The sequence below is a fragment of the Halocynthiibacter sp. SDUM655004 genome (genome assembly GCF_026015885.1).
In the GTDB taxonomy this organism is placed as follows: domain Bacteria; phylum Pseudomonadota; class Alphaproteobacteria; order Rhodobacterales; family Rhodobacteraceae; genus Falsihalocynthiibacter; species Falsihalocynthiibacter halioticoli.
On sequence record NZ_JAPDUG010000002.1, the window covers coordinates 184,799 to 199,189 of the forward strand.

Genomic DNA, 14,391 nt, shown 5'->3' on the forward strand with positions numbered 1-14,391 from the left:
TCGCGCCTATGTCTCGAAGCGGTCGCGAACCAGACGGTCAAGCGCCATAACGCCCCAGCCCGTTGCCCCCGCTGGCGCAAAGGCCGACTCGCCAGATACCTGAGCAACACCGGCAATATCGAGGTGAATCCAGGGCGTTTCGTCCTTGATGAACCGTTGCAGGAATTGCGCCGCCGTGATCGATCCCGCCGCACGTCCGCCGATATTTTTCAAATCTGCCTTACGCGACTTCAGGAGCTTGTCATAGCTCGACCCAAGCGGCATCCGCCAAGCGCCCTCACCTTCAAGCTTCGCAGCCTTCAGGAAATTATCGCAGAATTTATCGTCGTTGGAGAACACACCCGCGTTGTCATGTCCAAGCCCGATGATGATCGCGCCAGTGAGCGTCGCAAGATCTACGATCGCGGAAGGTTTGAATGTTTCCTGCGCATACCAGAGCACATCGCACAGCACGAGCCGCCCCTCGGCGTCGGTATTGAGGACTTCAATCGTATCGCCCTTCATGGAGGTAATGATATCCCCCGGACGCATCGCTTTGCCGTCCGGCATATTCTCGACAATACCAACGAGGCCAACAACATTCGCCTTTGCTTTGCGCAGGGCGAGCGTGCGCATAACACCGGAAACAACCCCCGCGCCGCCCATGTCCATGGTCATATCTTCCATGCCAGCGGACGGTTTGATCGAAATGCCACCCGTATCAAAGACAACACCCTTGCCGACAAGTGCGAGCGGAGCTTCATCACCACCGCCATTCCATTTCATGACCACAACCTTGGAGGGGCTTTCGCTGCCTTGACCAACAGCAAGAAGCGCGCCCATGCCAAGTTTCTCAAGCTCTGCTTCCTCAAGGATTTCAACCTCAAGGCCGAGTTCCTGCATCGCTGCAAGACGCGCGGCAAAATCATCCGTCGTAAGAACGTTGGAGGGCTCGTTCACCAAATCACGGGTGAAGAACACACCTTCCGCAACAGCCGCCATCGGTGCCGCTTTCGCGGCCACTTCTTCGGGCTTAGCCACATGGAACCGTACCTCACCCAAATCTTTACCGTCGCCAGTTTTATGCGCATCGAATGTATAGGCACGCAGCGCAATGCCCAGTGAAATCTCTGCGGCCTTGCCAATATTGCCTGCACAGACAAGCGCGCCCGCTTCACCAAGCGATTTGCCGATTAAGGCGCCTGCTTTACGTGCGGCGTCCACACTTGGGCGACGAGGAAGGCGAATGACGTGCACCGCCTCTGCTTTCAGCCCCGTCGGGAAAGACATTTCGAGCCCCTCGCCCTCTTTGAGCTTTTCGAAACGTTCGCTTTCCTGCAGACGGCCCAGCGCCCCTTTGGTCAGGCGGTTGAGTCTGCGAACCGAGCGATCCATCCGCCCTTGCGGTTCCAGAAATACGACAACACGCCCCGGAAATTCGGCGATTTCATCAAGATTGGTTTCGTCAAAAAAGAGGGAAACGGGCGTTGTCATATATTACTCCTGATGCAGTTGTTGCTCATTGGTAGCTTCTTGTTCCGACCAACACCAGATAGCAGTTTTCCCGCCGATAAGAATCCGATACCTTTCGTTGGATTATTGATTTGTCCATTGGAGCGAGTGTGGCGAGATTCGACAGATATGTTCTGACCCAACTGCTTGTGTTTTTTGGGTTTTTCTCGTTGGTACTCGTCCTTGTATACTGGGTAAACCGCGCCGTATCGCTGTTTGACCAACTTATCGCGAGCGGCTCCTCCGCGGGCGTGTTCCTAGAATTTACCGCTCTTACCCTGCCGCGCGTGATTCTTCTGGTCTTGCCGTTCTCGGCATTTGTCGGAACGCTCTATGCGATCAACCGCCTAAGTTCGGAAAGCGAGTTGGTCGTGGTGCAATCTTCTGGCTATAGCCCATATCGCATGGCGCGGCCCGTTTTTGTTTTTGGCGCTATCGTCGCATTGATGATGGGGGTTCTCGCCAATTTTCTTGTTCCGATTGCCCATGGCCAACTTGATGATCGCCGCGCAGATATGGCGCAAAACGTGACGGCGAAAATCCTTGTTGATGGCACCTTTCTGCATCCAACCAAGGGCGTAACGCTTTATATCCGCAATATTTCACCGGAGGGCGCGCTTTCGGATGTGTTCTTGTCAGACGCTCGTTCACCTGGTGTCCGTACATCCTATTCGGCTAAACGGGCCTTGATTGTCGACGACGAAGAAGGGCCAAAACTTCTTATGTTTGATGGGATAGCCCAGAGCTTGCGCGCCGAAGCCCAGCGTTTGTTTACCACCCGGTTTGACGATCTGGTGTTTGATATCTCCGATCTTACCGGTTCACCACGCCGCTCCACGCGCCGCATCCAAGAACTCTCTACGCTTGAGCTTTTGAACCCAACGCCCAAGCTTGAGAAGGAAACCAGAAGCAAAGCAACGCGCATGCTATACCAAGGGCACCAGCGGATTGTTCAGCCGCTCTCTGCAATTTCGACAGTGCTGTTAGCCTTCTCCTGTCTCCTACTTGGTAACTACAGCCGCTTCGGGCTTTGGCCGCAGATTGTTCTTGCGATCACGCTTTTGATCATCACCAAAGTTGTCGAGACAGCGACAGTTGACTTGGCCCAGCAATCCACAGCGCATTGGCCGGCGGCTTATCTTACCGTCGTTGTCGGGCTATTACTGGCTCTCTTGAATTTGTGGATCGCGGCCAACCCGAATGTGGTAAAGCGCGTGAAAAGGCGAATGGCATGACGCTTTATCTTTATATCGGGCGTAAATTCTTAAAGATTTTTCTGGGTGTGTTTGCCGGTTTCTATGGCATTGCGTTCCTACTTGATATTGTTGAACAGGTACGCCAGTTCTCCGGGACAGGCGTTTCGATCGCCGAAATATTGCATCTCGCACTCCTGAAAACCCCCGAGGCGATGTATGCCATTCTGCCGCTGGTGATGATCCTTGCGACCCTTGCGCTTTTCCTCGGGTTGGCACGCAGCAGCGAACTTGTGGTGATCCGCGCATCCGGTCGCTCCGCAATCCGAAGCCTCGCCTCTCCTGTGATCGTCGCGCTTTTTATCGGCGTTGTGAGCGTTGCGGCCTATAACCCAATTGTAGCGACAACAAAGCAGCAGTACGAAAAGGTCGCGCAATCGCATCGCCAAACGCAACAAAATACAATGTCCGTAAGTTCAGAGGGCTTGTGGCTTCGGCAGGTCTCGGAGACTCAACAATCCGTGGTGAGAGCGTCGGAAGCCAATCTTGACGGAACAGAGCTCTGGAATACTACTTTCATCAATTTTGACGACGACGGCGACCCTGTTGTTCGGATCGAAGCGGCTCATGCCAAGTTGATGGACGGTTACTGGGAGCTTTACGGCATTAAGAAGTGGCCCCTACAAGGCACCAACAACCCAGAACGTGACGCGGAATTGTTGGAACGGATGGATTTGCAAACCGACCTTACACGAGACCAAATCCGCGATAGTTTTGGTACTCCGAACGCAATTTCGATCTGGGAGTTGCCGGCCTTCATCGACACGCTGGAGCGCGCAGGGTTTTCTGCGCTAAAGCACCGCGTCTGGCTGAACCGCGAACTTGCGATGCCGATTATGTTTGTGGCTATGGTTTTGATCGGTGCCGGTTTCACAATGCGGCATACGCGTTTTGGTCGAACAGGAACCATGGTTCTATTTTCAATCCTGCTTGGGTTCAGTCTGTTTTTTATCCGTGATTTCGTTCAGATTTTCGGAGAGAACGGTCAGGTACCGGTATTGCTTGCAACTTGGAGCCCACCAGTCGTCGCGATCAGCATCGCGGTCGCCATCTTGTTGCACATGGAGGATGGATGACCAAGTTTGCGACAATTTTCGCGGCACTCTTTGTATGGGGGGCTGCTGCGCTTGCCCAAAGTTCGGGTGCGTCAGGCAGCAACGATGCAGCGGCGTCGCTTGTTGCTGATTCACTTACTGTGGACGAAGATGGCTCTCTGGTTGCCGATGGCAATATCGAAGTCGTTTTCCAAGGTCGTAAACTAACAGCCGACAAGATTACCTATTCCCCCAAATCCGATAAACTTTCGATAACCGGCCCGATCCGGCTATCAGACGGCACAAACATCCGGATTCTTGCAGAAGCAGGCGAACTTGATTCCGCTTTTGAAAACGGAATTCTGACTGGTGCTCGCTTGGTATTGAACTCACGTGTTCAAATTGCCTCCGAGCAGATCCAGCGTGTAAACGGTCGATATACCCAACTCTATAAATCTGTTGCCTCGTCTTGCCAGACTTGCTTGGGGAACCCGACCCCGCTTTGGGAAATCCGCGCGGACCGCGTAACGCACGACAATATCGAAAAACAGATATATTTCGAGCGCGCGCAATTCCGTTTCATGGGGGTTCCCCTCGCGTATATCCCCAACCTTCGGATGCCTGATCCGTCGGTAGAGCGCTACAACGGTTTCCTCGTACCTCGTGCGATTTCGGACTCAAACCTCGGAATTGGTATTGCCACCCCTTACTTCATTACCCTTGGCGACAGTCGCGACGTGACGCTCACACCGATCATCGCAACAGAAACCACGACATTGGCTGTCCGCTATCGTCAGGCGCTGCGAGATGGGTTTATTACCGCAGAGGGCGCCGTCTCGAGAGATACCCTCCGCCCTGGAGAAACGCGGGCGTATTTGTTTGCAGATGGTGATTTCAAACTACCGAACGACTATAAGCTGGCTCTCGGTATTCAGCTGGTTTCTGACCGCGCGTATTTGTTGTCTTATGATTTTTCTAACCGCGATATTCTCGTGAATGACGCCAAGTTAAGTCGCGTCAAACGTAACAACTATGTCGAAGGAACCATCGTCGACACCTACTCACTTCGAGATTCCGTCGACAACGACACACAACCCAACCTATCCGCAGATGCCATTTATGAACGCCGGTTCGCGCCGAGCGGGGTTGGCGGGCAAGCCTATGCTAAATTCACGCTACATGCCCACGAACGCAAATCTAATGCGAACGTTGTAGGGCGAGACGTTGCACGCACATCGTTTGAAGGCAATTGGCAACGCAGCGATGTGTTGTTTGGCGGGATATTGGGAACCGCTGTTGCAGACGCCTCCTTTGACTTTTACGGCATCGACAATGACAGCAACTACCCGCCAAACCTTTCCCGATCAAACGCAACAATCGGCGGCGAGTTTCGGTTGCCAATGCAGAGGTTCACGTCACGCGGCACGAGCCACCTGCTCGAACCGGTCGCGCAACTGCTCTATACCGCGTCTTCCGGTGAAGAGCCGCCGAACGAAGACAGCACCGAAGCCCAACTGGACGAAGCAAATCTCTTCTCCCTTTCCCGATTCCCCGGTGTGGACCGTCGCGAAACCGGCCTCCGTGCAAACATTGGCCTGAAGTATCGGCAAATTACCGCTAGTGGTTGGAACTTTGGAGCGACGGTTGGACGTGTGCTTTGGCAGGAAGACACCGGCCTTTTCAACGAAGGTTCCGGACTTGACGGAATACGTTCTGACTGGCTTGCTGCACTCGAACTCAGCCTTCCAAATGACCTTTCATTCTCGTCACGAAATCTGATCAATGACGGCTTCCGCTTTACACAAAGTGAAACACTCATCGAATACGACAAAGGTCCGCTTCGCCTTGCCACAGGCTATATCTGGCTGCGCCCGGAACCCGCGATCGACCGAGATACGAATGTTTCTGAATGGAACTTCCTTGCCGATTACAGGGTGAATGACAACTGGAAAGCTGTGACTGACTGGCGGTATGACTTCGAGGCCCAATCTCCAGCGCGGGCCGGACTTAGCTTGACCTACACCAACGAGTGTATCGAAGTTGATCTTTCAATATCTCGACGCTTCACCTTCAATGATGAGGTTGATCCCACGACACGTTTTGGCTTCTCTCTTGCGCTTCTTGGCTTTGGAGACAATAACAGTAGTCGCAAAATCCGCAGCAATCGCTGCCGTGTGTAACGAATATGCTGCCATCGCAGCAGGAACAGGACGAAACAGATATGAGAGCACGACGTCTTTTTGCTCATCTGGCTGTTATGGCAAGCCTTGGTCTCGCTGCCCTCTCCGGCACAACAAACCAAACACTGGCTGAGTCTCCGTTCGATCCTGTGATCTATGTGAATGACGAGGTCATTACTCGCTACGAGGTTGAGCAGCGGCAAAAATTTCTGAAAGTTCTTGGTAACGCTGGCGATCTCCAAAAAGCAGCGCAGGACCGTTTGATCGAAGAAAGCCTGTATCGCCTCGCAGGCCGACGTTACGGTATTGAGCCAACTCAAGAAGAAATCGAAGAAGGCATGGCAGAATTTGCCGCCCGCGCCGAGCTGGAACCTCAAGAGTTCATCATGGAACTTGAAAAAGAGGAAATCGACGCCTCCACTTTCCGCGATTTTGTAACCGCCGGTATTATCTGGCGGAACGTAGTTGGCGGCCGCTTTGGGGCTCGAGCAACGGTTACCGAAGCAGAAATCGACCGCGCGCTGTCCTTGTCCTCCAACACAGGTGGCATCCGGGTATTGCTTTCGGAAATCATCTTACCCGCCGATACGCCCGAAAACGCAGAACGCGCTGCAGACCTCGCCAAAGAAATCGCGCTTATCACATCAGAAAAGAGTTTCTCTGCAGCGGCGGCACAGGTTTCTGTATCGCCTTCGCGCGAGAATGGTGGCCAATTGGATTGGCTAAACCTGTCAAATCTACCGCCGACAATCCGACCGATTTTGCTCACTATGACTCCAGGTGAAATTACCGACCCTATCGAGTTGCCTGATGCTATCGCGATTTTCCAGTTGCGCGGCCTACAAGAAACAGGCCCGGTAATAGAGTCCGAAGTCGCGGTTGAATATGCCCGCCTTTACGTCCCGCTCAGCTCACCGGAAAAAGAGATCAACGCCGCGCGGAACATCCGCGAAACCAATGATACTTGTGAAGACCTTTACGGCACATATGGCGATTTGCCCATGGAGAATTTTGAGATCATTTCCCAAGCAAGCCGCGAAGTTCCTGCAGATATTGCACGCGAACTTGCGTTGTTGGACGAAGGTGAAACCTCCTCGCGCCTGCGCCGCAACAATGGGCAAACGATGGTTGTTTTGATGCTATGTGGCCGAACTGCCGCCCTCCCCGAAGATGCCGATCGCGAAGCTATTCGTGCCTCGCTGTTCAATCAACGTCTGTCCTCTTATGCAAGCGGGTATCTTGGTGAGCTGCGCGCCAACTCGCAAATTCGGTATCCATGAGCCTCGCGCCTATTGCTCTGACATGTGGCGAACCGGCTGGCATTGGGCTTGAGCTGGCTGAAAAAGCCTATGCCGCGCTCGGCACTTCGGTCCCATTTTTCCTGATTGCTGATCCCACTCATCTCACACAACAGCAGCCATATGTCGAGATAGCGCATCCGTCAGAGGCCATCGCCGCTCTTGAAAATGGCCTCCCCGTTCTGCCGCACAAATTTCCTGCACCCAATACGGCAGGAAAAGCTGATCCCGCAAACGCACGCGCCGTTGTTGAAGTCATTGAGCGCGCAGTTGGTCTTGTTCAATCGGGCGAGGCTTCGGCTGTTTGCACAAACCCGATCAACAAGAAAGCGCTCAAAGATGGAGCCGGGTTTGAATTTCCGGGGCACACAGAATTTCTTGCGCATCTAGGCGGCGTAGAGCGCGTTGTGATGATGCTTGCGAGCGAGCAGCTGCGTGTTGTTCCAACGACCATCCACATCGCCCTGAAAGACGTCCCAAAGCAACTCACCGCAGAATTGCTGCAAGACACGATCCGAATTACTGCTGAAGGATTGCGGGCGGATTTTGGCATTTCCAATCCACGTATCGCCGTTGCCGGCCTAAATCCGCACGCCGGTGAAGGCGGAGCGATGGGGACGGAAGAACAGGATATGATCTCTGGCGTCCTCAGGGCCCTACAGCAAGAAAACGGCTCCTTTAAACTGAACGGCCCTCTCCCTGCGGATACGATGTTCCACGCACGCGCACGGGCCGGATATGACGCAGCGGTCTGCATGTATCACGATCAGGCGTTGATCCCGATCAAGACGCTTGATTTTGATCGCGGCGTGAATGTGACTCTCGGACTGCCGTTTGTTCGCACCTCACCCGATCACGGTACCGCATTTGACATTGCGGGGCGTGGCATAGCCGAGCCCACAAGCCTGATTGAAGCGCTAAAACTCGCGCACCATATGGCGAGCCGTCGCGCGGCAGCACGCACAGAAACGACAGGATAGCGCGCCATGGCAACCATTGATTCTCTCCCCTCCCTGTCAGAAGTCATAAAAACGCATGGGCTTGCCGCCAAGAAGTCGCTCGGGCAAAACTTTCTGCTTGATCTCAATCTAACTGCCAAGATCGCGCGGCAGGCCGGTGATCTAACAGGGTGTGATGTGCTTGAGGTTGGGCCCGGTCCCGGTGGCTTGACGCGCGGATTGCTTGCGGAAGGCGCGCGTCGCGTGCTTGCGGTGGAGAAAGACAGCCGCTGTCTTCCTGCCCTTGAAGAAATCGCCGCGGCCTATCCAGGTCAGTTATCTGTAATCAACGGCGATGCTTTGGAGGTTAACCCTCTGACAGCACTGACCCCTCCGATCCGTGTCGTGGCGAATTTGCCCTATAACGTTGGAACCGAACTCCTTGTTCGATGGCTTACACCAAAGGACTGGCCGCCGTTTTGGGATAGCCTCACCTTGATGTTCCAACGCGAAGTCGCAAACAGGATTGTCGCCGAACCAGGAAGCAAAGCCTATGGCCGCCTCGCCATACTCGCACAATGGCGTTGTGAGGCAAGAATAGTGATGTCCTTGCCGCCAGAAGCCTTTTCTCCGCCGCCTAAAGTTCATTCGGCTGTCGTGCATCTTCAGAAGCGGGATAAACCGTTGTTTGAAGCAGACCCCAAGGTGTTGTCGCGCGTTGTTGCTGCTGGATTCAATCAACGGCGTAAGATGCTTCGCGCTTCCTTGAAAAGCGTTGCGCCCGATATCGAAGACCGACTGATCGCCTCTGGCATCAAGCCAACAGAACGCGCAGAACAGGTTTCAATCGAGCAGTTCTGTGCTCTGGCACGCAACATCGCGGCAGGCTAATCGCTCTAAAACCAAACACAGCTAAACACACAAAAAAGGCGCCAAAACAAAATGTTGGCGCCTTTTCTAAATGTTCTACGTAAAGATCAGTCTTCGCTAGCGGCCTGCACTTCTGGTGCGGCTTCAGGCTCAGCTGGTTTACTCTTGCGTGCACGTGGTTTCTTCGGCGCAGGCTCTTTTTGAGCCTCGGCGGCTTCCGGCTGCTCGCTTTGTGCCGCTTGATCTACAGGCTTCGGATTACGCGGCTTGCGTGGCCGACGGTTCTGCGGCTTGCTTGGCTTTGTTTCCGGTGTGTCGACCAATGCGCTTTCTGATTGTGTATCCATAACATCAGGTTGCGGCGCATTCGCAGGATCATCCGCATACGGCTGTTGGCCAGATTTCTGCTGGTTTTCCTGCCGCTCAAGACGCTCTGCCCGCTCGGCATCGCGTTGTGCTTGGCGCTCGCGGTTCTGAGCTTCTTGTGCCTCGCGCTTCGCTTCCATCTCACGCTGGTTCTCTGCAAGAAGGCGCGTGTAATGTTCGGCGTGCTGCGCAAAGTTTTCGGCGGCAACCCGGTCGTTCGCAAGCTGCGCATCACGGGTAAGCTGGTTGTATTTATCGATGATTTGCTGCGGGGTTCCGCGCACTTTTCCCTCTGGACCGGAACTATCAAATACTCGGTTGGAGATATTTCCGCCCGGTTGGGAATTGCGGTTGCGATTATTCTTGCCCCGCGAACGTGTCTTAGAAGATCTCATAAATTATTTACCCAGCCCTATTCATGGCATTCGTAAGGACCACTACCGCGCCTCTTGCGTGGGGTTTCTAAACCGGGCCTGACGATTTCTGGCTTATAAACAAGGGGGACCGCTCTCGCATCCGCCTCCTTGCGTAGTCCTGAGTAAACACGATGGCACGGGGAAAACAAGTCAAAACTCGCATTTCTCGCGTTTCCTTGGCGTTTTTTGACCGATTTGCGGCGAAAACCCTACGAATTACGTAAGATCCCCCGAAATAACACGATCATGCCCGGCGTAGTCTTTGCTTATTCTCACGTTCACAAACCCTTCATTTGCAAACATTTCCGCGACAGCCTCGCCCTGATCAAAGCCGATTTCGACAATCAGCCGACCTGTTTTATTAAGCCAACGCGGCGCTGCTTGCGTGATGATACGATACGGCTCAAGCCCATCCCCCCCGGGAGTAAGCGCAATTTCCGGTTCCCAATCTCGCACTTCCGGCGCGAGTCCCTGCATCGCGTCCGCTGCAATATAGGGTGGATTTGAAACGATAAGATCAAAACGCTGTTCTGGCAGAGCATCAAGCCAATTGCTTTGGACAAACTCTGCGCGGCCTTCGATCCCCAAGCGCTTAGCGTTTACTGCAGCAACCTTCAGCGCGGCTGCCGACACATCACAGCCCACGCCACGCGAATCTGGAGTTTTATGCAGCAGTGTCAAAAGAATACAGCCCGAACCTAACCCAATATCAAGCACGGACTCGAACGGTTTTTCCAAGGCGATTTCCACGAGGTGTTCTGTTTCAGGACGAGGATCAAGAACATCTGGCGTCACAGTGAACTCTAGGCCAAAAAACTCACGTTTTCCGATGATCTGCGCAACGGGCTGGCGCTTTTCGCGCGCAGAAACCATCCGCTCAAATTGGGAAAATTGGGCATCGGTGACATCATCCTCACCCATCAGAGTAAGCCGCGTACGGTCAATTCCCAATGCTGCTGCAAGCAAGACGCGTGCATCTCGCGCCGGATCGGCGACGCCACTTTCCTTTAGCCGCCGCGTCGCAGCTGCAAGGCGCGCCGTCAGCGTCATCCTTCCATTTCGGCCAGCATTGTAGCCTGTGCATCGGCTGTGAGTGCGTCGATTATCTCGTCCAACTCGCCTGCCATCACCTGATCCAGCTTATAAAGCGTCAGGTTAATACGGTGGTCCGTCATGCGGCCTTGAGGGAAGTTATAGGTACGGATGCGTTCGGACCGGTCGCCAGAGCCAACTTGGCTTTTACGGTCGGCGGAGCGTTCGTCATGGAGCTTCTGACGCTCCATATCATAGAGCCGCGTACGCATGACCTGCATGGCGATTTCACGGTTGCGGTGCTGGGATTTCTCGGCGCTCACCACGATGATTCCGGTTGGGATATGGGTAATCCGCACCGCAGAATCGGTTGTGTTCACGTGCTGCCCGCCAGAACCAGAAGCGCGCATGGTGTCGATCCGAAGGTCATTGGGGTTGATAACCAGATCCACCTCTTCCGCTTCAGGAAGAACCGCCACGGTCGCCGCAGAAGTATGGATTCGCCCGCCGCTTTCAGTTGTCGGAACCCGCTGCACGCGATGCACGCCGCTTTCAAACTTTAGTCGCGCAAAGACGTTTTCGCCGGAAACCCGCGCAACAAGCTCTTTCACGCCGCCAAGTTCGCTCTCTTGGAATTCGATGATCTCAAACTTCCAGCGCCGTGATTCTGCATACCGCTGGTACATGCGCATCAGATCACCAGCAAACAAGCTGGCCTCATCTCCACCTGTGCCCGGGCGAATTTCGAGCATAGCGGGGCGAGCATCAGCCTCGTCCTTGGGCAGAAGCGTTAGCCGCAGCGCTTGCTCCACTTCTGGAAGGCGTGCACGCATCTCCGGAAGCTCTTCTTCGGCCAGCGCTTTCATCTCGGGATCAGAGAGCATTTCCTCTGCTTCTTCGATATCCGCGACGAGCTGTTGATAGGCGGCGATTTCTTCGACAACCGGTTTTAGGTCGGAATATTCCTTGGCCAGCGCGGCAATATCCGTGCCCGCTGTGCCTTCGGCCATAGCGGCCTCAAGGAATTCAAACCGCTGGGTGATCTGCATGAGTGTATCGTTAGGAACCATGCGCCTGTGTTGGGCTATCGCGACGATTTGGTCAAGAGGCACCGACATGCTATAATCGCGGGATGAAGGGTTTGAGCATTGTTTTCGCCCTGTTGGGCGGAATGGTACATGCGGATACGGCACCGCCCCTTCCGCAAATTTCGTGCTATTGTACAGATACAGGTGGTGAACGCGTAGAACTTGGGCAGTCAGCTTGCCTTCAGGTGGGGCAACGGATGTTTACCGCCCGCTGTGAAATGTCGCTGAATGTACCGATCTGGCGCGAAAAGAGCGAAGGATGCGCGGTGTCATCCCTGCCCTCGCGTACCGAAGCCGTCTCTTCCCCACAGGGGTAATCACTTTGCTGGCTGCAGCCTCTCCACCAACCGCGCAAAAAATGATGCACCAATTGGCAGGATCTCGTCGTTAAAATCGTACGCTGGGTGGTGAACCGAAATCGGCGTGTCCTGACCAAGGTTCAGATAGGCGCCGGGACATTTCTCAAGCATATAGGCAAAGTCCTCTGACCACATACCGCGCAGGGTATCACCATCAACGCCGTCTTCACCGGCGATCTCTTGCGCGACCTGTACGGCCTTTTCAGTCTCTGCAGGATGGTTGATCGTGGGCGGGTAGCCCTTGTTGTATTTCAGCTCGATATCAACATCATAAGCCAGCGCATGCCCTTTACAGAGAGCTTCCAACCGCGCAATCACCATCGCCTGTACGCCTTTGTCAAAGCTTCGCACAGTACCGTTGATATAGGCGGTGTCTGGAATGATATTATCCGCGCTGCCGCTATGGATTTGCGTGACCGAAACAACGAGGTCATCGGTTGTCGCGTGATTACGACTCACGATTGTCTGGATTGCCTGCACAAGCCCGACTGCGGCAATCAGCGGATCTTTGGTCATTTGCGGCGCAGCACCATGGCCGCCACTCCCGCGCACGTGAATGTCAAAATCATCAACCGCCGCCATCATCGGTCCGGGGGTTGTTGCAAACATCCCAAGCGGCAATTCAGTGGCATTATGCAACGCATACACAGAGGAGATATCAAACCGTTCGATAATACCTTCCTCACACATCACGCGCGCACCACCTCCACCCTCCTCGGCAGGCTGAAAGATCAGCGCAACGCGCCCAGTGAAGTTTCGCGTTTCGGCAAGGTATTTCGCCGCACCCAGCAGCATAGATGTGTGCCCGTCATGACCACAGGCGTGCATCTTGCCCTCAACCACAGAAGCATAGTCCGCGCCTGTTTCCTCGGTAATCGGCAGCGCATCCATATCGGCGCGCAATCCAATGGTCGGCCCTTCGCCCTGCCCATTGATGATCGCCACCAAACCCGATTCCGCGATACCTTCGTGCAATTCATCCACGCCAAATGCCCGCAACTTCTCCGCAACAAAGGCCGCTGTCTCGTGACATTCGAAACCAAGCTCAGGATGTTGGTGCATCCAGTGCCGCCATTCTGTCATTTCGGCGGTAAAATCGCCAATTCGGTTAATTATGGCCATGCTACTGGACTCCTATTCGTGCATTTGCGTTAGATGTCGCAAACCGATGATATCCGCGAACGTTCGCAGAGATTCCACGGACAGAGTGTTTCGCAAAGCAGAGAGGCCCGCAATGGCAATTGATCCCCTTCTTTCCTCTACGGGCGAAATTTCGCGACTGCTCGAGATTATGTCGCGACTGCGTGATCCAGAAACCGGTTGCCCTTGGGATGTGGAGCAGGACTTCGCCACTATCGCGCCCTACACCATCGAGGAAGCCTATGAGGTTGCCGACGCGATTGAGCGGGGCGAAATGAACGAGCTTGAGGGCGAACTCGGCGATTTGCTGCTTCAGGTGGTGTTTCACGCGCAGATGGGATCGGAAACGGGGCACTTCGACTTTGAAAGCATCACCCGCTCCATCAGCGACAAGATGATTGACCGTCACCCCCATGTGTTTGGCGATGAATCCCGTGACAAATCCGCAGAACAACAGACGCGCGATTGGGAGAAGATAAAAGCAGCCGAACGTGCAGGTAAGGATCAGGGCGGCGCATTGGATGGCGTTGCGGTCGGGCTTCCGGCGCTGCTGCGGGCTGTCAAATTGCAAAAACGCGCTGCGCGTGTGGGGTTTGACTGGCCCGATATCAGCCAAGTTTTGGATAAGGTGGTTGAAGAAACTCAAGAGTTGGCCGAGGCGCGTGACACGCTCTCCCAAGCGGAGGTCGAGGAAGAATTTGGAGACTTGTTATTTGTTATGGCGAATGTCGCGCGTCACATGAATGTTGATCCAGAGGCCGCACTACGCGCTGCGAATGGCAAGTTTACAAGGCGTTTTGAACAAATCGAAGCTCGATTGGCAGAGGACGGTCGGCGGCCCGAAGACTCTACGCTTGAAGAAATGGACTCTATTTGGAACACGGTTAAAGAGGCGGAAAAGCGGGCGCAAAAATGACGCAGCCTAA

General features: G+C 54.3%; 13 protein-coding genes. 8 read left to right on the forward strand and 5 right to left on the reverse strand.

Annotated elements, in window-relative coordinates:
- Positions 1-6 precede the first annotated feature (6 nt).
- Positions 7-1,473: a leucyl aminopeptidase gene (locus tag N9C89_RS08570; protein ID WP_263953468.1), complete on the reverse strand. Its 1,467-nt coding sequence runs from the start codon at positions 1,471-1,473 to the stop codon at positions 7-9.
- A gap of 128 nt (positions 1,474-1,601) precedes the next feature.
- Here N9C89_RS08570 and lptF point away from each other — a divergent pair, with 128 nt between their 5' ends.
- The 6 genes from lptF to rsmA are packed head-to-tail and all read left to right on the forward strand — an operon-like array spanning position 1,602 to position 9,085.
- Entirely contained in the window at positions 1,602-2,726 is a 1,125-nt protein-coding gene (gene lptF / locus N9C89_RS08575) for an LPS export ABC transporter permease LptF (RefSeq protein WP_263953469.1), read from the forward strand.
- Positions 2,723-3,820: an LPS export ABC transporter permease LptG gene (lptG, locus tag N9C89_RS08580; protein WP_263953470.1), complete on the forward strand. Its 1,098-nt coding sequence runs from the start codon at positions 2,723-2,725 to the stop codon at positions 3,818-3,820. Before lptF ends, lptG begins: the two co-directional genes overlap by 4 nt.
- Complete coding sequence (locus tag N9C89_RS08585; RefSeq protein ID WP_263953471.1) at positions 3,817-5,958, forward strand: LPS-assembly protein LptD; 2,142 nt, start codon at positions 3,817-3,819, stop codon at positions 5,956-5,958. Before lptG ends, N9C89_RS08585 begins: the two co-directional genes overlap by 4 nt.
- 41 nt (positions 5,959-5,999) lie before the next feature.
- Entirely contained in the window at positions 6,000-7,238 is a 1,239-nt protein-coding gene (locus N9C89_RS08590) for a peptidylprolyl isomerase (protein ID WP_263953472.1), read from the forward strand.
- Positions 7,235-8,236 (forward strand): 4-hydroxythreonine-4-phosphate dehydrogenase PdxA, encoded by a 1,002-nt coding sequence (pdxA, locus tag N9C89_RS08595; protein WP_263953473.1) that lies wholly within the window; start codon positions 7,235-7,237, stop codon positions 8,234-8,236. The genes N9C89_RS08590 and pdxA overlap by 4 nt, the downstream gene beginning before the upstream one ends.
- Before the next feature lie 6 nt (positions 8,237-8,242).
- On the forward strand, positions 8,243-9,085 hold the full coding sequence (rsmA, locus tag N9C89_RS08600; RefSeq protein WP_263953474.1) for a 16S rRNA (adenine(1518)-N(6)/adenine(1519)-N(6))-dimethyltransferase RsmA: 843 nt from the start codon (positions 8,243-8,245) through the stop codon (positions 9,083-9,085).
- Positions 9,086-9,171: 86 nt separating this feature from the next.
- Here the strand turns inward: rsmA and N9C89_RS08605 are convergent, their stop codons facing one another.
- From N9C89_RS08605 to prfA, 3 genes are all read right to left on the reverse strand, one after another.
- On the reverse strand, positions 9,172-9,825 hold the full coding sequence (locus N9C89_RS08605; protein WP_263953475.1) for a DUF4167 domain-containing protein: 654 nt from the start codon (positions 9,823-9,825) through the stop codon (positions 9,172-9,174).
- Positions 9,826-10,062: 237 nt separating this feature from the next.
- Positions 10,063-10,896 carry a peptide chain release factor N(5)-glutamine methyltransferase gene (gene prmC, locus N9C89_RS08610; RefSeq protein ID WP_263953476.1) on the reverse strand — a complete coding sequence of 278 codons (834 nt, stop codon included), beginning with the start codon at positions 10,894-10,896 and terminating at the stop codon, positions 10,063-10,065.
- Positions 10,893-11,948, reverse strand: coding sequence for a peptide chain release factor 1 (prfA, locus tag N9C89_RS08615; RefSeq protein WP_263953477.1), 1,056 nt, complete (start codon positions 11,946-11,948; stop codon positions 10,893-10,895). The genes prmC and prfA overlap by 4 nt, the downstream gene beginning before the upstream one ends.
- A 71-nt stretch (positions 11,949-12,019) precedes the next feature.
- Between prfA and N9C89_RS08620 the strand changes: the two genes are divergently transcribed.
- Entirely contained in the window at positions 12,020-12,283 is a 264-nt protein-coding gene (locus N9C89_RS08620) for a hypothetical protein (RefSeq protein ID WP_317134930.1), read from the forward strand.
- Here N9C89_RS08620 and N9C89_RS08625 read toward each other — a convergent pair whose 3' ends face one another.
- The gene (locus N9C89_RS08625; RefSeq protein WP_263953478.1) at positions 12,284-13,447 is read right to left on the reverse strand and encodes a M20 aminoacylase family protein; all 1,164 of its coding nucleotides are present in this window, start codon (positions 13,445-13,447) and stop codon (positions 12,284-12,286) included. It abuts the gene before it with no gap.
- A gap of 112 nt (positions 13,448-13,559) precedes the next feature.
- On the opposite strand from N9C89_RS08625, the gene mazG reads away from it, so the two are divergent.
- A complete protein-coding gene (gene mazG, locus N9C89_RS08630; protein WP_263953479.1) occupies positions 13,560-14,381 on the forward strand; it encodes a nucleoside triphosphate pyrophosphohydrolase in 822 nt (273 codons plus the stop codon).
- The last annotated feature ends 10 nt before the right edge of the window (positions 14,382-14,391 follow it).

Excerpts from the sequence above, each read along its gene's own strand:
- N9C89_RS08570 (WP_263953468.1), bottom strand. The coding sequence starts at position 1,473 with ATGACAACGCCCGTTTCCCTCTTTTTTGACGAAACCAATCTTGATGAA.
- mazG (WP_263953479.1), top strand. The coding sequence starts at position 13,560 with ATGGCAATTGATCCCCTTCTTTCCTCTACGGGCGAAATTTCGCGACTG.
- prfA (WP_263953477.1), bottom strand. The coding sequence starts at position 11,948 with ATGGTTCCTAACGATACACTCATGCAGATCACCCAGCGGTTTGAATTC.
- lptG (WP_263953470.1), top strand. The coding sequence starts at position 2,723 with ATGACGCTTTATCTTTATATCGGGCGTAAATTCTTAAAGATTTTTCTG.
- rsmA (WP_263953474.1), top strand. The coding sequence starts at position 8,243 with ATGGCAACCATTGATTCTCTCCCCTCCCTGTCAGAAGTCATAAAAACG.
- N9C89_RS08585 (WP_263953471.1), top strand. The coding sequence starts at position 3,817 with ATGACCAAGTTTGCGACAATTTTCGCGGCACTCTTTGTATGGGGGGCT.
- pdxA (WP_263953473.1), top strand. The coding sequence starts at position 7,235 with ATGAGCCTCGCGCCTATTGCTCTGACATGTGGCGAACCGGCTGGCATT.
- N9C89_RS08605 (WP_263953475.1), bottom strand. The coding sequence starts at position 9,825 with ATGAGATCTTCTAAGACACGTTCGCGGGGCAAGAATAATCGCAACCGC.
- prmC (WP_263953476.1), bottom strand. The coding sequence starts at position 10,896 with ATGACGCTGACGGCGCGCCTTGCAGCTGCGACGCGGCGGCTAAAGGAA.
- N9C89_RS08590 (WP_263953472.1), top strand. The coding sequence starts at position 6,000 with ATGAGAGCACGACGTCTTTTTGCTCATCTGGCTGTTATGGCAAGCCTT.
- N9C89_RS08625 (WP_263953478.1), bottom strand. The coding sequence starts at position 13,447 with ATGGCCATAATTAACCGAATTGGCGATTTTACCGCCGAAATGACAGAA.